The sequence below is a fragment of the Cryobacterium ruanii genome (genome assembly GCF_004404055.1).
GTDB lineage: Bacteria > Actinomycetota > Actinomycetes > Actinomycetales > Microbacteriaceae > Cryobacterium > Cryobacterium ruanii.
Genome location: NZ_SOHK01000015.1, coordinates 307,747 through 326,666 on the forward strand (window position 1 = coordinate 307,747; position 18,920 = coordinate 326,666).

12 protein-coding genes are annotated in these 18,920 nt (G+C 66.6%); 6 read left to right on the forward strand and 6 right to left on the reverse strand.

Going from position 1 to position 18,920, the window contains the following annotated elements:
• The first annotated feature begins 72 nt into the window (after positions 1–72).
• Positions 73–525: a DoxX family protein gene (locus E3T47_RS11030; protein WP_134556103.1), complete on the forward strand. Its 453-nt coding sequence runs from the start codon at positions 73–75 to the stop codon at positions 523–525.
• A 9-nt stretch (positions 526–534) separates the two neighbouring features.
• Here E3T47_RS11030 and E3T47_RS11035 read toward each other — a convergent pair whose 3' ends face one another.
• The 6 genes from E3T47_RS11035 to E3T47_RS11060 form a co-directional block, all read right to left on the reverse strand.
• Positions 535–1,143, reverse strand: a complete 609-nt coding sequence (locus E3T47_RS11035; RefSeq protein ID WP_134556104.1) for a hypothetical protein — start codon at positions 1,141–1,143, stop codon at positions 535–537.
• Between the two features lie 223 nt (positions 1,144–1,366).
• Positions 1,367–4,819, reverse strand: coding sequence for an ATP-binding protein (locus E3T47_RS11040; RefSeq protein WP_134556105.1), 3,453 nt, complete (start codon positions 4,817–4,819; stop codon positions 1,367–1,369).
• Positions 4,816–5,472: a DUF4194 domain-containing protein gene (locus tag E3T47_RS11045; protein WP_166805699.1), complete on the reverse strand. Its 657-nt coding sequence runs from the start codon at positions 5,470–5,472 to the stop codon at positions 4,816–4,818. The genes E3T47_RS11040 and E3T47_RS11045 overlap by 4 nt, the downstream gene beginning before the upstream one ends.
• Positions 5,462–7,024, reverse strand: coding sequence for a DUF3375 family protein (locus E3T47_RS11050; protein ID WP_166805700.1), 1,563 nt, complete (start codon positions 7,022–7,024; stop codon positions 5,462–5,464). Before E3T47_RS11050 ends, E3T47_RS11045 begins: the two co-directional genes overlap by 11 nt.
• A 64-nt stretch (positions 7,025–7,088) precedes the next feature.
• On the reverse strand, positions 7,089–9,308 hold the full coding sequence (locus E3T47_RS11055) for a S9 family peptidase (RefSeq protein ID WP_134556108.1): 2,220 nt from the start codon (positions 9,306–9,308) through the stop codon (positions 7,089–7,091).
• Between the two features lie 224 nt (positions 9,309–9,532).
• Complete coding sequence (locus E3T47_RS11060) at positions 9,533–11,764, reverse strand: HelD family protein (RefSeq protein WP_174844671.1); 2,232 nt, start codon at positions 11,762–11,764, stop codon at positions 9,533–9,535.
• A gap of 187 nt (positions 11,765–11,951) precedes the next feature.
• Between E3T47_RS11060 and E3T47_RS11065 the strand changes: the two genes are divergently transcribed.
• From E3T47_RS11065 to E3T47_RS11085, 5 genes are all read left to right on the forward strand, one after another.
• A complete protein-coding gene (locus E3T47_RS11065) occupies positions 11,952–13,130 on the forward strand; it encodes a MalY/PatB family protein (RefSeq protein WP_134556110.1) in 1,179 nt (392 codons plus the stop codon).
• 74 nt (positions 13,131–13,204) lie between these two features.
• A complete protein-coding gene (locus tag E3T47_RS11070) occupies positions 13,205–14,572 on the forward strand; it encodes an O-acetylhomoserine aminocarboxypropyltransferase/cysteine synthase family protein (RefSeq protein ID WP_134556111.1) in 1,368 nt (455 codons plus the stop codon).
• A gap of 20 nt (positions 14,573–14,592) precedes the next feature.
• Positions 14,593–15,228 carry a hypothetical protein gene (locus E3T47_RS11075; RefSeq protein WP_134556112.1) on the forward strand — a complete coding sequence of 212 codons (636 nt, stop codon included), beginning with the start codon at positions 14,593–14,595 and terminating at the stop codon, positions 15,226–15,228.
• Positions 15,229–17,301 carry an ATP-binding cassette domain-containing protein gene (locus tag E3T47_RS11080; RefSeq protein ID WP_134556113.1) on the forward strand — a complete coding sequence of 691 codons (2,073 nt, stop codon included), beginning with the start codon at positions 15,229–15,231 and terminating at the stop codon, positions 17,299–17,301. It abuts the gene before it with no gap.
• Complete coding sequence (locus tag E3T47_RS11085; protein WP_134556114.1) at positions 17,298–18,278, forward strand: ECF transporter S component; 981 nt, start codon at positions 17,298–17,300, stop codon at positions 18,276–18,278. Before E3T47_RS11080 ends, E3T47_RS11085 begins: the two co-directional genes overlap by 4 nt.
• The last annotated feature ends 642 nt before the right edge of the window (positions 18,279–18,920 follow it).

Genomic DNA, 18,920 nt, shown 5'->3' on the forward strand with positions numbered 1-18,920 from the left:
CCCGCGCGATGTTGCCCACCAATTCAGGCGCTACGGGCCGGTTGCTGATGACCGGCAATTACACTCGATGAAATGACTCCCCCCCAACCCGCAGAGGCGGCCGCACACTCAGGTCGTTCGCTGCCGCGACTACTAGGCCAGCTGGCCCTCGGGGCTTTTCTTTTGCTGGCGGGAATCAGCCATCTCACGTTCAATCGGGAGGCATTTCAGGCGCAGGTTCCAGCCTGGGTTCCACTGAACACGGACCTGGTTGTCATGCTCTCCGGAATCGCCGAGATCACCCTCGGGATCGCACTGCTCGCACTGCACCGCTGGCGGGTTCAGATCGGCTGGCTTGTTGCCGCATTCTTCGTCGCGATCTTTCCTGGCAACATCTCGCAATTCGCCACGGCGACCGACTCGTTTGGGCTGAACTCGGATCTGTCGCGAGGCATCCGCCTCGCCTTTCAGCCCCTGCTCGTGCTCTGGGCGCTGTGGGCCACCGGTGCCTGGCGTACCTGGCGCAAGAGCCGACACCGTGAATAGGGTGCGAGCCTAGGGCACAGTAGTAATCGGGCGTGAGCGCAACCACATGCCCGACGAGGGATGAAACGGCAGCAGAAAATGCAGGAGGAGTCCGGACAGCGCCGTAACGGTCACCGCTCCGATGGCACCGAAATTCATGAACTGCGCCTCGACGTTGACCCCGGCCAGCGTCGTCACGGTCCAGCCGAGCGCCCACAGCGTGGCCATGCCAAGGGCCCACAGCCAGCGTCGCCGTGTGCGCGGCGGTAACCCCACGGCCTGCGCCGCGCCGAGTACGATCCCGGTGATCGCTCCCATTAGAGCCAACTCCGGCAGCGTCGTGCGATAGTTGACCACCGTCGAGCCCAGGAATAGCCCCAAACCCAGGCCAATCCCGGTCAGCGGAATCCAGTTCAACGGATTGAGACGACGCCGGCTGACCAGCACCTGACCGACGCCGATGACGACCCCACAGACCGCGCCACCGATAAGGGCCGAGACGGGGTTACTGACGCGCCCACCGACCGCCGTACCGGCGAGACCCGCAATTGGGAACGCGAGAAATCCGACCAGCCAGAGCAGCCAGGTAGACAGAAAAGTGGGGTTGCGAAAGCTGGGATTGCGATGGAGTCGCCGCATTCTGGTCAAGATTCTGCTCCAGTCCTCGGTGCTGGTCGGTGAGTGCGGTCCAAGTCAGTCAGAAGAACTTTGGACCGACCTGCAGACATGCTACGCCCAAGCCCTTGCGGCCGACACCGTGCGGGGACACCCGCACGGTGTCGCACCCTGTCGGCGAATGCCGGTTCAGCAACGGCACGTGCGCTACCGCACGCAGCACTGCCCCGGGTTACCCGGCCGGCGCTTAGGCCACAACCGTCTCCGGCGACAGCAGCGGCGTGATGTAGGAGTAGCCGGTGGCGGTGTTCTTGGTGATCGACAGCACGAGCTGCATCGATGGTTCGAGGGCGGTGACCTTATCGAGCGGCGCACCCACAATGAGCTGAAAGCCAAGGCCCTTCCACGCAGCGACGGCGCGACCAGCGAACTCCGCGTCGGATTTCACGAAACCTTCGTCGAGGAACACCGGGGCGAAACGGGGCCGGGTGCGGCTCTCGTCGCCAAGCTGAAAACGCAGGGCAGCGCCGACGACGAAGGCCACGAGCTCCTGCGACTCGCCACCGCTCTTACCTCCAAGCGACGAGTAGGTGCTGCGTGCGACGCCCTCCGGCGTGACGCGTATGGCGGTGATCTCCACGTGCGCTCGCACGTCGAGCAGCAGGTCGCGCTGCGAGTCGTTGGAGTTGTTGGAGTTGTTGGAACCGTTGGAGTTGTTGGAACCGTTGGAGTTGTTGGAACCGTTAAACTTGTCCGGCCGGCGGATCAGGCTCATGAACCGTTGCAGGCGGGTGAAACGGTCTTCGGTTTCGTCGTCGGTGAGCTGCTCGGTCGACCCCGACGAGAGCGATTTAAGCTCCTTGCGAAACGCTGTCGTGTCGTCACGGTGCAGTCGGCGCAGGGAGATCTGCAGGCGGTCGCGGGTCGCGCCGAAGGGCAGGATCGCGAGAATCTCATTGATCGGCCGTAGTCGATCCTCGATCTCTTCGATCGCCGTGTTAAACGCGCCGGTGAGCGGAACGAGGTCCTGCCCGCTCCACGCCGACAGCCGGCGCTTCCATTCCTGGCGCCGCTCGGACAGGCCGAGGGTGCGGATGGCGTCGAGAATGTCGGTGTAGCTCGTCACCGACTCGAGCGCCACACCGATATTGGGGTCGGGCCAGCGGCCCTGGTAGCTCTCGAAGATACCGATCATGGTCGCGCGATCGCGGGCGGCGAGGCCCCGATCCTGCGCCGACTGGGCAATGAGCCGCTCCCGCAATCGTTTCAGGCCACCGGCAAAGCCAGCGAGATCGTTCTGATCGGTGACCAAGGCGAACTGCGCACTCAGGTGTGCGGCATGCTCGGCTGACAGGGTCAGGGCCTCACTCCGTGCGATCTGGTCGAGTCGATCGTTCACCGTGTCCTGGGCGTCGACGATGCTGCCCTGTTCCTCATTGAGTGCTGCCCCGGTCTGGTCGGTAACGTGCTTCACTTTCTGCGCCGCGTCGAGTTCGAGGGTGAGCCTGGCCTCTTCATCACTCAGGCCTCGCAGAATATCGCTGCCGGCCAGCATCCGCTCTTGTTCGGTTTTTTTGCCCTGAATGCGCGTCGCGGTCGCGTCGACGTCGATGGCCGCCCAGGTGGTATCGAGAATGTGCTGGTGAGCGCCCTGCTGGGCGCGCAGTTGGGCGAGTTGCTCTGCAACAGAGAATGCCCGCCCAGCGACAGCGTCAGCCGCCAGCCCCTGCACGGCCAGCTCCGCCGCTATGTCATCGAGCCGGGCCCGACTGGAGAACCCGATGATCGATTTCTGGCCCAGGTTCACGCCGTGGGCTCCGCGGGAACCGTTGCGGGTCTGGCCGCCCGGGGTCACCCGTGCGGCTGTGCGTCCCGATTCGGACGGCCCCCCCAGCTCGGACGGGCTGGCCACACACAACGCGTCCAGGTTCGATGACCTGAGGCGTGCCTGCACCCAGCCACTGAACGGTGATTTCTTAACGTCGAGCTTGCCCGACACGTAGCGGGAGTCACCGGCGAGATCCTGGTGCGGCTGCAGCGCCACACCCTCGAAGTGGATGCGCAGCGGCAGCTGCAGCGGATCGATCGCCGCGCTCAGGTGCGCGAGCCGGGTCTCGTCGACGAGCAGAACCTTAACGACCGACGCGAGCGTCACCTCGGCGGCCTGCCGCCACTGTTCTTCACCGGCAGCGAGGTCGATGAGTTCGGCCACGAACGGCAATTCCTCCACCGGAATGCCCGCGGCCTCGGCAATCAGCAGCCGAGCCTTGTGCAGGGCCTGCGGCACCAGACTCTCACGCCCGGTCAGGAACGCGCGTTCCTGCTTGAGCGAGCGGATGCCTTCCTCCACCGGGTATACCTCGCGCTGCAGTGCCGAGCGGGTCGTCTCCAGAGCGGTCTCCGCGGCGGCGAACCCGGCGGCAAACAGGTCGGCACCCTGCTGGGCGACCGCAAACGCGGCGGCCGAGTCGATCGGCGTGGCCAGAGAGCGCACCCGGTCGTCGAAACCGGCGCGCTCACGAGCCACGTTGTCGTGCTGGTCGCCGAGTTGCACGAGTTCGGTCTGCAGCCGTTCGAGCACGTCCCCGCCGTTGTCGCGCTGCTGTTGTTGCAACTGCACGACCCGGGTCTTTAGCGCGGTTTCCCCGTCGCGGGCCTGCGCCTGCGCGGTCTGGTTGACTCGACGTGCGGCCCGGTTGGTGTCGGCGGCGTTCTCGAGCAGGGTCTGTTCGGTGAGCAGCTGCCAGAGTACGAACGGGGTGTCCCCTGTCCGGTGCACCCCGAAGGTGTCGACCAGGTCAGCCGTGGCGGTCGCGGCCATGTAGGACTTGTGCAGTTCAGGCAGGCGTTCAAGCACCTGGGCCTTCTGCGCCTCGGTGACCATGGCGCCGTAGGAGCGTTCTAGGTCTTCGAAGTGGTCGACCGCCTTGTCAGCGGCGGCAAAGGTCGCGGGCTCTTCAAGCACCATCGACTTGTATAGTCCGTCGACCGTTTTCACCTGTTGGCCAGCCTGGATGCGAGCGAGCAGGCGCAGGGCCTTGCCGCCCTCACCGTTGGCGCCGATGCCGAGGCGGGTGTACAGCGTTTGGGAGAACGCCGCGTAAGTGTCGAACACCTCGAGGCCCTCGAAACGGGCCTTGAGGGCACGCTTGTCGAACCGATTCTCGGCAAGCGAGGCGAGGTCGCGCAGGTCAAGGCTCCCGTCTGTCGTGGCCATTTTCATCGTGACATCGGCGAATTTGTGGGCGCCACGCGGCACGAAATAGGCCCGCAGCACGGTGAACCGTCGCTGGTTGTCGTCGATGAAGGTCATGGCGATACCGCCCCAGGTGGCTGCGTTTGCGCCGCGCAGCACCTGGTCGGTCAGCTCGTCGGTGCCGGCTTCCCGGTTGGCGTCGGTCTTGCCGCGCAGGTAGGTCATCAGGTTGCGCTGGTCGACGCTTCGCGCACGACCGGAGCCGGCATCGTTGGAAGCGCCGTTGAACGGGGTGTCGGAGGGCATCATGAGGGCGAGATAGGCGTCGAGCAAGCTGCTCTTGCCGGTACCCGACGCGCCGGAGACGAGCGTGGCCTGCCGCGCGAAGTCCATCTCGTGGTGGCCGTGGAAGCCGCCCCAGTTGACCAGCTGCATCGATTCAGCTCGCCACTGGGTGGTGCCCTCGGTGGCGCCGTCGATGTAGAAAAGCGGGGAATCGTTCATTCGAGGGGCTCCAAAAGCGGTTCGTTGTTTTCGTCGCGCAGCCAGTCGAGCAGTTCGCCGAGGCGCTCTACCGACAGGAGCACTTCGATCACGGCCGAAATGCGAAACCGGTCTGGGTCGCTGGTTTTCAGCAACACCCGTGCCTTGGCGAGGCTGTCAACCGCGGCCGACGCCTTACGGGCGTCGCCGGAGAGGTCGGTGGCGTGCTCCGGACGAAAGTGGCCGACGTTCTCGACCAGGTTGTCGCGGTCGACGAGCACGATCTCCTGGCCATTGGCCCGCTCGCTGCGAAAGCGTTGACGCAGCAGTACGAGCAGAACGGTCTCTTCGCGCGTGTAGGCGATGTCGTGCAGAAGGGTGGGAAACCGCTCGCCGCCCTCGGCGAAAGCCTGCCGTTTGAACGCGACCTCGTGGTGCAGGTCGACGTGCAGGTCAAGGAAGACGTCGTTGAGGCGCGACTTGAGCAGGCTCTGCGACTTCAGCAGGGTCTGCCATTCTGCGGGCTGCAGGGCTGCCGAGATGTATCGGTGCTTCAGCAGCAGCACGAGGGTGCGGCGCTGCTCAACGCTCAGCCCGCCCTCGTCGCCCTCGAACAGCGAGAGGCTCGCCGGGGCGCTGTCGATACCGAAATCATCGGTCATGTCATCGGTCATGCTGGGAACCCAAATTCTGGGCGGCCAGGGCCGCCGTGTCATCGTCGGTCAGTGTGCGGCGCGGCACGTCGAAGAACCGCACCGAGCCATCCGGTCGCACCGTTTCGAAGCTTTCCAAGCCGACCACGCCGGTCGGCGTCGACAGTTGGGCAGCCAGCTGCAGCAGTCCGAGAATCTCGACCGGTCGGCGCAGGCTCGCGTCGAACCCATTGAACGCGCTGCCAACGGATGCCGCCGGACCCGCCGTGGGATTCGCGCCGGATCCCGCGCCGGATCCCACGCTGAAGGCCGCGACGAGGGCGTTGCGCAACTCGTCCAGCAGCGGCCCACCCTGCCGGCGCAGGTCGCTGAGGCTCGGCGCTGCGGGTGCCGCGTCGGAGACATCGGCCAGCGCCGGCGGCCCCCGGTGGGCCACCGGATCGTAGAAACGCTCGCGCAAATGCTCGACCTCGAGGGTGCCGGGCATGAGCTCGGCGGTGACCGTGGAGCGGGGCCCGGCGGTCTGCATCCAAGTGGCGAGTTCACGGTTGATGTCGCGCAGTATCCGCTCCAGCTCACGGTCTTTCACGACGTCGTGGTTGACGATGTGCTCGCGCAGGGTGGTCGTGAGCCCCTTGCGCTGGGTGAGCACATTTTCGATGCCCGTGCGCAGCAGGGTCACCGTGCTCATGAAGCTGCGACGTTCGTTCAGGCTCAGTTCGAGGGCGAACGGATGCAACAGGATCGTCTCAAGATCGGCCTTGAGCCCCTGCATGAGTTCGTCGTTGCGCAGCAGGATGAACGCGCCCTCGAAGGCGCGACCCTCAGCGGTCGACGACATGAGGGTATCCGTTTTGGCGAGGTAGTCGTCGAGGACCTCGCTGATCGGGCGTTCCTCCCCCCGAAAATCGTTCACGATCTGCCGGTGCATGGCCGCGACCGACTCTTCGACCCGTTTGAAATCGCTCGGCAACTGCTGGATCAGGTCGATGAGGTTGGCGTAGCCCTCGTGCATCTGGTCATTCGAGGCGGCTGCAATGTCGCCTCCGCCGGCGAGCCGGTCGCGTTCGCTGGTCAGTTCTTCGATCTGCTGTTCGAGGCGGCGCAGGCGGTCTTCACGGTCGGGATTGGCCTCGGTGGCCCGGTGGCGCACGGTGTCGACGATCGTCGCGAGCCGGGATTCGCTGATCAGCGCCCTCGTGCCGGCCAGACCGTCGACGAGCAACAGGGCTTCGAGCGCGTGGCTCGTAAGCGAGTAGTGCTCTACCCGTGCTTCACCGTCGGCGTCACCGCCGCCACGGATCTCCCGGTAGAGCCACAGGTCGTTCATCCACTGCACGCAGAGGGCACGACCGGTTTTCTCGGGGGCGTCGATGCCGGTGCTGCGGAGGTCGGCGAGGTAGGCATCCACTTGAGTGTGCAGCAGCTCGCAGGAAACGCTGCGGCGCTCACGGCTGAACGAGGTCTTGAACACCGCGAGCACGAACGGCGCCCATTTGCGGTCGAGCAGGCGCAGGGTGGGTTTGTCGAAAGCTTCGCGTACGCGCGCCAATTCGCCGGCAATGTCACTCAATAGCTGGTTCCTCTCCAGCTCCCCACTTTAACCGATCGGCTGGCTCGCGCCTGACCCTGGGACCCTAACCGAGCAGGCGTGGTCGCTTCCAGTCGGCGCCGTGTACGTGCTGGTCGAGAAAGGCGAACACTGTCTCGTACCAGACCACGGCGTGCTGCGGCTTGAGCACCCAGTGGTTCTCGTCGGGAAAGAACAGGAACTTGTGCTGGGTGCTGCCGTCGGCATTTGCGTGGTGTTCGGCGAGCTCCGACCAGAGCCGCAGGCTTTCGCCGATCGGCACCCGGTAGTCGTGGTCACCGTGGATGACGAGCATCGGCGTGACGATGTCGCGCACGGACAGGTGCGGCGAATTGTCGATCAGGCCCTGCCTGGAGAAGATGCTCTGCCAGTACTGCGAGTCGTCGGTGGTTCCGTTGAACTGGTCGAGCGACCACAGGCTCGCGTGGCTGACGATGGCACGGAACCGGTCGGTGTGCCCCGCAACCCAGTTGGCCATGTAGCCACCGAACGATCCGCCCATCGCCGCGGTGTGGGTCTCGTCGATCTCCGGCAGTGCTTTGGCGGCATCAACGATCGCGAGCAGGTCGGTGTAGGGCTTGGCTCCCCAGGAATTCCAGCCACGTGCGATGAATTCCAGGCCATACCCAGTCGAGAGCGCCGGGTCGGGCAGCAGCACCGCGTAGCCGCGGGCCACGGCCAACAGCGGGTTCCACCGCCAGCTCCAGGAATTCCAGCTGTTCAGCGGACCGCCATGGATCCACAGCAACAGCGGGGCCGGATGCTGCGCCGACACTCCCGCAGGCAGCAGCAGCCAGGCGCGCACCCGCGCACCGTCCTCGGCTCGGGTCTCTACCTCGGTGATCGTGCCGGGCACGTCAGGCAGGGCCGCCGGTGTGGCGAGCATCGTGACGGCGCCGGAACGGCCGATGCGAACCGGATGGGCCGGTGCGATCCAGGAGGAGCGCAACGCCGCAAGGTCGCCGGTCGCTGCGTCGACGCAGATGTTGGTGTAGCTGAAGTCGTCGGTCGTGAGCTGTTCGGGGGGCCCGCCGTCGAGCGGCACGCGAAAAATCGGTCCGCGGCCGTCATGGTCGGCGGTGACGATGAGCGCGGTCGTAGTGCCGTCTCGTGGCGCGTCGAAAGTCAGGCTGGTCGGCCAGCGGTCCCACACGGCGGCGAGGCGACGGGGGTTGCCGCCGTCGAGGTCGGCGACCCAGATCTCCTGGTCGGCCGGCCCATCCGGTGTGCTGACGGCGGATCGCACGAAGGCGATCTGTCGACCATCGAGGCTCACCGCCGGGGATTCGAAATCGACTTTCACTTCGTCGAACAGGGTGGTCTGCGTGCCGGTGGCGACGTCGATCGACACCAGGACGTAACGGCCGGAACGTTGCTCGGCCACCCGTGCGGCCACGATGAGCGTGCCTCCGTCGGGGGTCAGGGCCTGGCCGGCTGTGTCCATGGTGCGGGCGGGGATGGGCGTGAGGTCTCGAGGACGGGGGAGGTCGGCGGGGTAGGGAGCGGGGGCACCCGCATCGCTGGTGCTGTCACTGTCACTGTCACTGTCACTGTCACTGTCACTGTCGGGGCTGTCGGGGCTGTCGGGGCTGTCGGGGCTGTCGGGGCTGTCGGGGCTGACGGGGCTGACGGGGCGTGCGATCGTGTCGTGCAGGTCGGCAAGGTCGAGCGCGAGCAGATGCGGCTGTGCCGGGCCGAGGTCGTGGTCCCAGAATCGCACCGGGTAGCTCTCGTGCAGAATGGCCGCGACCTTCTTCTCGGTGCGTTTCTTGCGGGCGAGGCTTTCCGCTTCGAGGCCGACGGGGCTGGGCAGCAGGTCGGCGGCGATCACGAGGGAGTTGGCTCCGGTGGCCACGGCGGCGATACTCGTCACTCCCCCGGCCAGGCGGGTGATCAACCGGGCCTCGCCACCGCCGGCGGGCAGCAGCCAGAGCTGGGTGGCCTCACCGTCTTTCCCAGCACCTTTCTCAGCACCCTCCTCAGCAGCTGTATCGGGCCGGCCGGAGACGAACAGCACGTCGCCCGCGGCGGTGAAGGCCGCCCCGGATTCGCCCGCGGCCGACCGGGTCAGGCGGGTCGGAACGCCGGTACCGTCGGCCGGCACCGACCAGAGCGCCCGTTCATAGCTCGTGCAATCACGGGTGAGGGTGGCCACGGTGAGCACAACCCGGCTCCCGTCGGGTGAGAGCGCGAGGCCTTCCACTCTGGGCAGCGCGATGTAATCGTTCAGGCTGGAAAAGGGCGTGGAGTGAGACTTCGCTGTCATGGTTCCACGCTAGCGGCCGCCCGCGGCCAATTCAGGAGATTCGGCCGGTGCGCAACCGAGGGCCACACTGGTCCGTGGTCCGGAAACGCCGCAATGGAGGCTTTTCCTGATTACGCCACGCCCCCCCGGACGAAACTGCGGACATCTGACCTGAGTCGGGTCAAATCCGGGGTGTTCCGACCGATTTTGGCCGACTCTCCGCATTTCTGCTCGCTCCCGAAGAGTCAGGCGGCTGCATCCCCGAGAGGCGCGTCGCCCACCAAATACAGCCTCTGCGTGGCCCGGGTCATCGCGACGTACAGCGCTCCGGCACCACGCTCGGAGGCCGCGAGGATGGCCGTCGGGTCGACGACGATGACCGCGTCGAACTCGAGCCCCTTGGCGTCCTGCGGAGTGAGCAGAGCTATCTCCCGGCTCAGGCCAAAGGCACCGACGCCGAGTAGGTCGCCGAATTCGGTCCGGAGCACGGTTTCGAGGTCGTCCAGGCCGGCATCGACGACGATCACGGCGAGGGTACCGCCAGCCTTGAGCGCGCGGTCGCGGCGCACCGCCGCTGCGGCATCCGCTACCGTTTCGACCGGCCATTCGCTCGACCGCACCGTGCGCGAGGGAGTGATCGCCAAGCGGTGCGAGATCGCCACCGTCTCGGCCGCGATGGCGATCTGGCTGGGCGTGCGGTAGTTCACGGTTAGCTCTTCGAGTCGCCAGCGGTCGGCTTCGGGCGAGCCCTCGAGCACCGGCTGCAACGCCTCTTTCCAGCTGGCGGATGCCGCGGCGCTCGCTGCCTGCGCAATGTCACCGACGATCGTGAACGAGCGACGCGGGCCGCGCCGCAGTACGAGCCGCCACTGCATCGGGGAGAGTTCCTGCGCTTCATCGATGACGACGTGACCGTAGGTCCAACTGCGATCCCGCGCGGCACGCTCGGACGTGGTGGCTCGATCATCGAGTTCGGCAGCACGAGCGGCAAGATCTTTCGCGTTGACCAGACCCTTCACCCGCATGTTCTCGATCGCCGTCTCGGCGTTCTCCACATCACGCTTGCGCTGTTCCTTGAGCGCGCGCTTCCTGGCCTGGTCGACCGCGTTGTACTCCCCGAGCAGCTCGGCCGCCTCATCGAGCAGGGGAATGTCCGCGATCGTGAACTCGGCGTCGCGCGCACGGGCCAACAGCTTGCGCTGGGCGAACCGCCAACGCGGGGTCAGTTCGGCCAGCCACTCCGGCCGCGCGTACAGATCTTGCAGCAGTTTCTGAGGGGTCAGCGGCAGCCAGGCGGTGTTCAGCGCGACCCGCACATCGTCGGCCAGGCGCAGGTCCTCGCGCAGCATCGGAAGGTCGGTGTCGTCCATCGACCGGCCCTGCTTCTGCAACTGCTCGAGCCACACCCGGGAGAGCGCGTTGATGGCGGCCTTCACGAACGTGACCCTGGCCTCATTGTGGGTTTTACCGGTGCCGCGGGCGCGCGCGATCGCGTGCGCCACGAGTTCGGGCTGCAAAACGATGCGGTCACCGTTGACGACGAGCACCTGCCCGGCGGCAGGGGTGCGCTGCCGGGAATGCACGGCCCGGGCCATGAGGTCGGCCATGAAGGCTTGCCCCTTGAGGGCCGCGACGGCGGGGGCATCCTCCCTGGTCGCCTCGACACCAGGAAACAGCTGCCCGACGGAGGCGAGCACGACGCCGGTCTCGCCGAGGGAGGGCAGCACTGCCTCGATGTACTGCAGAAACGAGCGCGATGGGCCGATGATGAGCACACCGCTGTCGCGCAGACGATCCCGGTGAGTGTAGAGCAGGTAGGCGGCGCGGTGCAGCGCCACGGCGGTCTTTCCGGTGCCGGGGCCGCCCTGCACGACGAGAATGCCGGACAGATCAGAGCGGATGATGCGGTCCTGTTCCGCCTGGATGGTCGAGACGATGTCGGACATGTGCCCGGTTCGCTGCGCCGTGAGCGCCGCGAGCAGCGCGCCTTCACCCTGGTGCGTGGTGGCCGAAGGGTCGGAGAGCAGGGTGGCGTCGAGGATCTCATCCTCGATACGGATGATGCTGCGCCCCTTGGACAGCAGGTGGCGGCGGGCCCGCGCGCCGAGCGGCGTGGCTGCGGTGGCCTGGTAGAAGGCGCTCGCCTGCGGCACCCGCCAATCCAGCAATAGGGGTTTGTGGTCGGTGTCACGCAGTCCGACCCGGCCGATGTAGCGGTAGACGGAGTCGCCCGAGTCGTCCGGCATGGTTTCGAGCCGGCCGAAGGCCAGCCGGTCGTCGACCTCCCGCAACTGCACGATGCGGTCCTCGTAGAGGCGCGCGAAAGTGTCGCGTTCACTGCGGGACTGGTGGTTGCCGCCGACGTCGAGGCGGCGCACCGCTGTGAGCTGACCTTCCGCTTCCCGGGCCAGCGCGTCCAGCCGCGCGTACAGCGCCCGGACATAGTTCTGTTCCCGAACAAGCTCCTGGTCGATCACGAACACCCCTTAGACGAAGCCCTTAGTTTAGTCGCGGTCAGTCTGGGCCATGCTGTGCGTTCACGCGTCGGATTTAGCTGCCCGCGAACGGTGACGGGCTCATACCTGCGCGGCGGGGCATCCGCTCATGTGTCGAATGTTTACGTGCCTGTTCGCTTATTCCCGGCGGCGGGAACAAGCTGTGTTCATGTCAGTCATCAAGGTCGCACCGCTGGAGCGTATCCGGCGCGAGCGCAGCAGCATCAAGTGGACTCGGTTTCCCGCCGACGTACTTCCCTTGTTCGTTGCCGAGATGGACTACCCCCTCGCTCCCGCCATCGTCGCCACCCTGGTCGAGCGGGTGCAGGCCTCCGACACCGGATACCTCGACGGTCCCGGGCCGCTCGCTCCGGCCTTCGCCGCGTTCGCCCTGAATCGCTGGGGCTGGACCGTCGACCCGAGCCACGTGCACCTCGCGACCGACGTGAGCGTCGGCATCGTCGAGGCGCTCCGACTGGCCGTGCCGGCCGGCGGCCGGGTCGCGATCACCCCGCCGGTCTACCCGCCGTTCTACGAACTCGTCGAAGAGGCCCTCGCGAACGTCGTCGAGACCCCCCTGATCGAGCACGGTGACACCTGGCTGTTTGACTTCGCGGCGCTAGAGCGCAGTTTCGCCGCCGGTATCGATGCCTTTCTCCTGTGCAACCCGCACAACCCGCACGGCATCGTCTGGGCCAGAGCCACACTCGAAGAACTCGCCCGGCTCGCGGCTCAGTATGACGTCTTCGTGATCTCCGACGAGATCCACGGCCCGCTCACCTACCCCGGCGCCACCTTCACTCCGTTTGCCCCGCTTGCCGCGGCCGTCGGCGTGCGCGCGGTGACCGTGACGTCGGCGAGCAAGGGCTGGAACGTCGCCGGGCTCAAGTGCGCCATAGTCGTCGCTGCCGATGACGCCACGAATGAATTGCTCAACACGCTGCCCGAGGAAGTAGCCTGTCGCACCAGTATTCTCGGCCTGCACGCCAACATCGCCGCATTCTCCTGTATCGACTGGCTCGACAACGCCATCGATCAAATTGTCGCCAACGATTCTTTACTTGATGAACTCCTTCGCGAACACCTGCCCGCCGTGATCTATCACCGGCCGCGCGCCAGCTATCTTGCCTGGCTGGATCTTCGCCAGATCGGGCTCGGGGACAACCCGTACCAGCGAATTCTCGATGATGCCCGCGTCGCCCTCAACAGCGGTGAGTCTTTCGGGCTCGGCGGCCAAGGCTTTGCCCGCCTCAACCTGGCCTGCTCGCCCGACACGCTGCGCGAGGCCGTCGCCCGCATCGCGGCGCTCGTCGCGCGGGCCGCCGACGGCACACCGACGGCCGCCTGATGACCACGCGCACACAAACGAATGTCCCGCTCCAGTCCCAGAGCTACTCGAAGCCCGACACAACAGGAAGTTCCATGGCCACGCCAGCACCAGCACCCGCTACTCTCCTGAACTCTGACGCCACCGAGGTCGTGACGCCGATCACCGACTGGGACGGCTTCAGCTTCGACACCCGCCAGGTGCACGTGGGCGAATACGCCGACGAGAACCGCGGAGCGCGCATTCCGCCGCTCACCCTCAGCGCCGGCTACGTCTTCGACTCGTTCGATGACGGGGCCGCCCGCTTCAACGGCGGGTCACGTGAACCCATCTACTCCCGGCAGGGCAACCCCACCAACGCGGTCGCCGAGCAGCGGCTGGCGTCACTGGAGGGTGGCACCGCCTGTGTCGCCGTGTCGAGCGGGCAGGCCGCGATCAGCGCCGCTCTGTTCGCCCTGGCCGAGTCAGGCGAGCACATCGTCTCGACCGCAAGCATCTACGGCGGCACCCGCATTCTGCTCGGCCGCAGCTTTCGCCGCATGGGCATCGAGGTCGACTACGTCTGGGATACCGACTCCGATGCCGCCTGGGACGCGGTGATCCGACCCGAAACCAAGGCGATCTTCACCGAGACCATTCCCAACCCGCGCAACGACGTCGTCGACATTGCGCGCATCGCCGCCGTCGCCCGCCGCCACGGAATTCCGCTCGTCGTCGACAACACCATCGCCACGCCGTACCTGATTCGCCCGTTCGAACACGGCGCCGACATCGTCGTGCACTCCACCACCAAGTTTCTCAGCGGCCACGGCGCCGGGGTGTCGGGCGCTGTCGTCGACGGTGGCACCTTCGACTGGGCGGCAAGCTCTCGCCGCTACCCGCTGCTGACCGACTCGCTGCGTGCCGGCCTGCCCTCGCTGCTCGAGCGGTTCGGCCCGGCCGCCTACGCCCAATACGTGCGCGAGGCCGTCGTCAACGACGTGGGCCCCTCGCTCTCACCGTTCAACGGATTTCTGTTGCACCAGGGCATCGAAACCCTGTCGCTGCGCATGGAACGCCACGTCGACAACTCCATCGCGATCGCGCACTGGCTCGAAGAACAGCCCGAGGTCGCGATCGTCGACTACGCCGGCCTGCCGAGCAGCCCGCTGCACGAGATCGCGCAGAAGTACTACCAGGGCCGCACCGGATCGGTGTTCGCCGTCACCGTCAAGGGCGGCACCGAGGGTGCCCGCGCCTTCACCAACGGCCTGCGCGTGTTCAGCCGCATGACCGGAATCGGCGACACCCGCTCGATGGTGCTGCATCCGCTCACCACCACCCACGCGTCGTTTGCCCCCGACCTCAACGCACGCCTCGGCATCACCGCCGGAATGCTGCGCCTGTCGATCGGCATCGAAGCGCTTGACGACCTCCTGCTCGACCTCCGCGGGGGGCTCGACCGAGTCGCCGGCATCCTCTAAACGCAAGGTACTCTGAATTCATGAACCTCACCGCGCCAATTTTCACCGCGCCCACTTTCTCCCGCACCTCGGCAGCACGCACCACGGCAGCACGCACCACGGCAGCACGCACCCCGGCAGCACGCACCTCGGCCATATTGGGCGCGTTCGTGCTGCTCGCCGCGCTGAGCGGATGCGCCGCCACCGATTCCGGAACCGGCTCGCCGGCATCCGCTGCCGCCACCGCCACGGCTGAAGCGGATGCTGCGGCCGTCGACTGCGCCGGCGTCAACGTCGTCGTCGACTTCGGTACGCTCGGCGCCGACCCGGTCACCGAGTGCGTCGATGCGACCGAGGCGATTGCCGCGAGCGAGACCCTTGCGTCTACCGGCGTCACAACCGAGGGAAGCGTGGAATACGGCGACCAGATCGTCTGCCGCGTCAACGACCGCCCGGCCGCCGACGAAACCGTCGTGGTCGAGGGCCAGGAATCGTTCACCGAAACCTGCGCGTCAATGCCGCCGGCGTACGCTTACTGGGCCCTCTGGGTGAAGGCGTCCCCCGACGCCAACTGGGACTACGCCCAGGAAGGCCTCGGCACCCTCGAGGTCGAACCCGGCCAGTCAGTGGGCCTCGTCTACACGACCGGCACCGAAACACCCACGCCCGGCAGCTAAGTGTTTCGCCTGCGCCTGGCCCCGCTGCGCGCGGCAGTCGTGCTCGCAGTCAGCTTCGTGCTGCTGCGGGTCGTCTACCGCGTGGTGTTCGGCGGCGCCGGAGCAGGCCTGGGGCCGGTACTTTTGGATCTTCCAAAGCTGCGACTCGACGGACCGTTCAGCCACATCACTCTCCTGGGCCCGGTCACCTTGGCCGGGCTCGGCAACGCGGCGCAAAGCGCCCTGCCGGTCGCCGCCGTCATCGTCTTCTTTGGCCTGCTCAACGCTGTCATCAACGTGCAGGCCCTGTTCGCACGCGGTGCCGGTCGCGGGCCGCTGCGCGCCATCTCCCGTTCGCTCGTGATCGCCTGGGCGACCTTTCCGGCACTCCTGGAATCCGTGCGCCGCGTGCGGGTCGCCCGCTCCCTGCGCGGAGAACGTTCGATCGCGTCGCTGCTCGTGCCCATCTTCGAGCAGACGATCGAGCGCGCGCTCGCGCTGGCCGCGTCGATGGAAACTCGCGGATTCGCGGCCACCCGCGTCGTGACCGGCGTGTGCGAGGCACCGGTGGTGCTCCGGAATGCCGGTTTGAAATTTGGTGCTGCGCCCGACAAGACGGGCTGGCACCTCGACGGGCTCAACGTCACCCTCAAGCCAGCCACCCTCACCGTGATCGTCGGCGCGACCGGGTCGGGCAAAACCAGCCTGCTCCACAGCATGAGCGGCCTGTTCCAGCACTTCTACGACGGCACCCAGCAGGGACACATCGACGTTGCCGGCGCCGACCGGGCCTGCACTCCCCCGCGCGACACCGCCGGATTCGTCGGGCTCGTCGCGCAGAACGTGCGCCTCGGCTTCGCGGCCGAAACGGTGCACGACGAGATCGGCTTCGCCCTGGCCGTGCGCAATGTCGCCGCGCCGATCGTGCACGCCCGAGTTCTTGAGGTGGCCGCCCGGCTGAAAATCGAGCACCTGGTCGACCGTCCGATCGAGCAGCTCTCGGCCGGTGAAGCCAGCCTCGTTGCGATCGCCGCCGCCCTCGTGAACCATCCCATTCTGTTGCTCGTCGACGAGCCGCTTGCCGACCTCGATACGGCCGCCCGCGACCGGGTCTGCACCGTGCTCGGCCAGCTCGCCCACGAGGCCGGCGTCTGCGTCGTCATCGCCGAACACAACACGCGTGAGTTCGCCACGATAGCGGATGCCTGGCTGCAGATTCGAGGCAGCCGCCTGCACCAGTTCTCCGCCGAATTCAGCACGACGATGACACCGGGCAGTGACGCAGACTCGTGGGGTACCACACTGCCATCATCCGGGAGCGGTCCGGGCATCGCAGCGGCGGCGCAGGGCGCTACGCGGGATATCGGCGCTGTGCCTGCGGTTGCGCTCGCGAGCATCCGTCGACTGAGTGTTCGGCACAAAACCAATCTGGTCGTCAACGACGTGTCCTTCGAAGTTCAGGCGGGCGAGCTCGTAGCCCTGCGCGGTAGCAACGGTGCCGGCAAGTCCAGCCTGCTGCGGGCGATCGCGCTGCCGACCGCTGCCGACACCGTCATCGTCGGTGGGCACGATGCTCGATCCCTCAAGCGGCGTACGCGCCGGCACGCCGTGGCGCTCGTGCCCGAGAACTTCGACGACCTGCTGTTTGCGATCACCGTGGCCGAGGAATGTCGCCGCGCTGATCGAACGCTGCGCGAACCGAATTTTAGGCACGCTTCCCCCGCCGCTACCGACACCGACACCGAACGCAACACCGCAGCCCTTTTTGCTCATTTGCTCGGCTTCAATGCCCCAGCGGATGCCGCGCGCCTGTTGCAGCGCCACCCGCGCGACCTCTCCGCCGGCGAACGGCTCTGCCTCGTTATGGCCATTCAGCTCGCCGCCCGGCCTGCCCTGCTCCTCGTCGACGAACCCACCCGCGGCCTCGACCAGGTTGCGCGCGCGCTCGTGAGTGCGGCGCTGCTTACGGCCGCCGGTGCGGCCTCAGCGGTCATCTTCGCCACCCACGACGACGACTTCGCGCAGGACCTGGCCACGCGCACCCTGCGCATGCAGGCCGGGCGGCTCGCCGCCCCGATCGAGGTGCGCTCATGACCGACGAATCAACCACGGCCCGCGAGAATGCAACCGCCGCCGGCGACGTCGACGTCGACGTCGACGTCGCCGTCGCCGTCGTCTTTGGTACGTTCGCCGATGAAGCTCCAGGTGCCCAGAGCACCCCCGACGCAGTGTTCACACTCAGCGACCGCCCCCGAGACCGCGCGGATCAGGCGCGGCCGCGCCGCAGCATCCGCTGGACGGAGTGGATTCTCGGTGCCGGCAGCCTGCTGGCCGTCGCCGCGTTCGCCTGGCCGTTCTTCGTCGGGGCCGTGCCGGCAGACGCGCAGGTCGCGGTTCCGATCGTGGCGTTCGCTCTCATCCCGGCGCTCATCGTGGCCCTCGCGCTCATCCTCGACCGCGAGATGTACACGGCGAAAACCGTCGCGCTGCTCGGCGTGCTCTCGGCCGTCGGTGCCGCAGTGCGCATCGCCGGCGCCGGCGCCGGCGGAGTCGAGGCGGTGTTCGTGCTGCTCATCCTAGCCGGACGCGTCTACGGCGCGCGCTTTGGTTTTTTGCTCGGCCTGCTCACCATCTCGGTGTCGTCGATGCTCTGGGGCGGCTTTGGCCCGTGGACCCCGTTCCAGATGTTCGCCTGCGGCTGGGTCGGCGCCGGTGCCGGGCTGCTCCCCCGCTGGCAGAACGCCGCGCAGCGAAATTCTTCCGGCCAGCGGCTGCGCGCCAACCTCGAAATCGCCCTGCTCGCCGCCTACGGCGTGGTCGCGTCCTACCTGTTCGGTCTAATTATGAACCTCTGGTTCTGGCCTTTCGCGGTGGGCAGCGGCACGGGCATCTCCTACGAAGCCACCGCCGACCCCGGCACGAACCTCGCCTCGTTCGCGCTCTACTCACTCTTCACGTCGACCCTCACCTGGGATACGGTACGAGCCATCACGACCGTGGTCGGTATCGTCTTGGTCGGCCCGGCCGTGCTCGCGGCTCTGCGGCGAACGAAAATTTCTCCCCGCAGTTGACCGGGCGGCCGCTGTCTTGTACGTGCAACCCCCTACGGGACGCCGAGTCTCAGGCATGCCGTCCTAGGCGTAACAGTCGATGCCTACCAGGCCCAGTCCTTCGGGCGGGCTATCGAATCCGAACTCGAATGACGAAGTCTCAAAAGAAGCCGTTCCGCGCGGAGTCGTACCCTATTCATTTGTACAAGCTGCTATCGGTTGGCCGAGTTGCCGCGTCAATCACCGGTCCGGAAGGGTCACTGCGGTGTACCTCAGGCAGGCTGCTGCCCTCGAGCTGACGATTTCGATAGAATGCGAACAGGCTGGTGTCGCTGGGGGGCACCAGTGTGTGGGCTCTTCCGACCCCGGCGGCGAGCGTAGTTGCAGTGTTTCCGGAGGTTAGGACTAAGACTTGTTGTACTCGCTCGTAGCCACCGATTCGGCGCCGCTTCATACGTTTGGTTGATCGTGATGATCGGTTGTCTCATCGCATTCCTCGTGCTCGTTGTGTCAGCCTTCATCGCGCTGAACGTGATGGGGTACGCGCCTCCAGGCGTGATGCTCGGGCTCATTGGCGGAGGGCTTCTCGCTCTGATAACGATCGGTCCTCTCGCTTTCGTCCTAAGACCGGTCCAAGAGCGCTGCACGATTCGCAGTACGGAT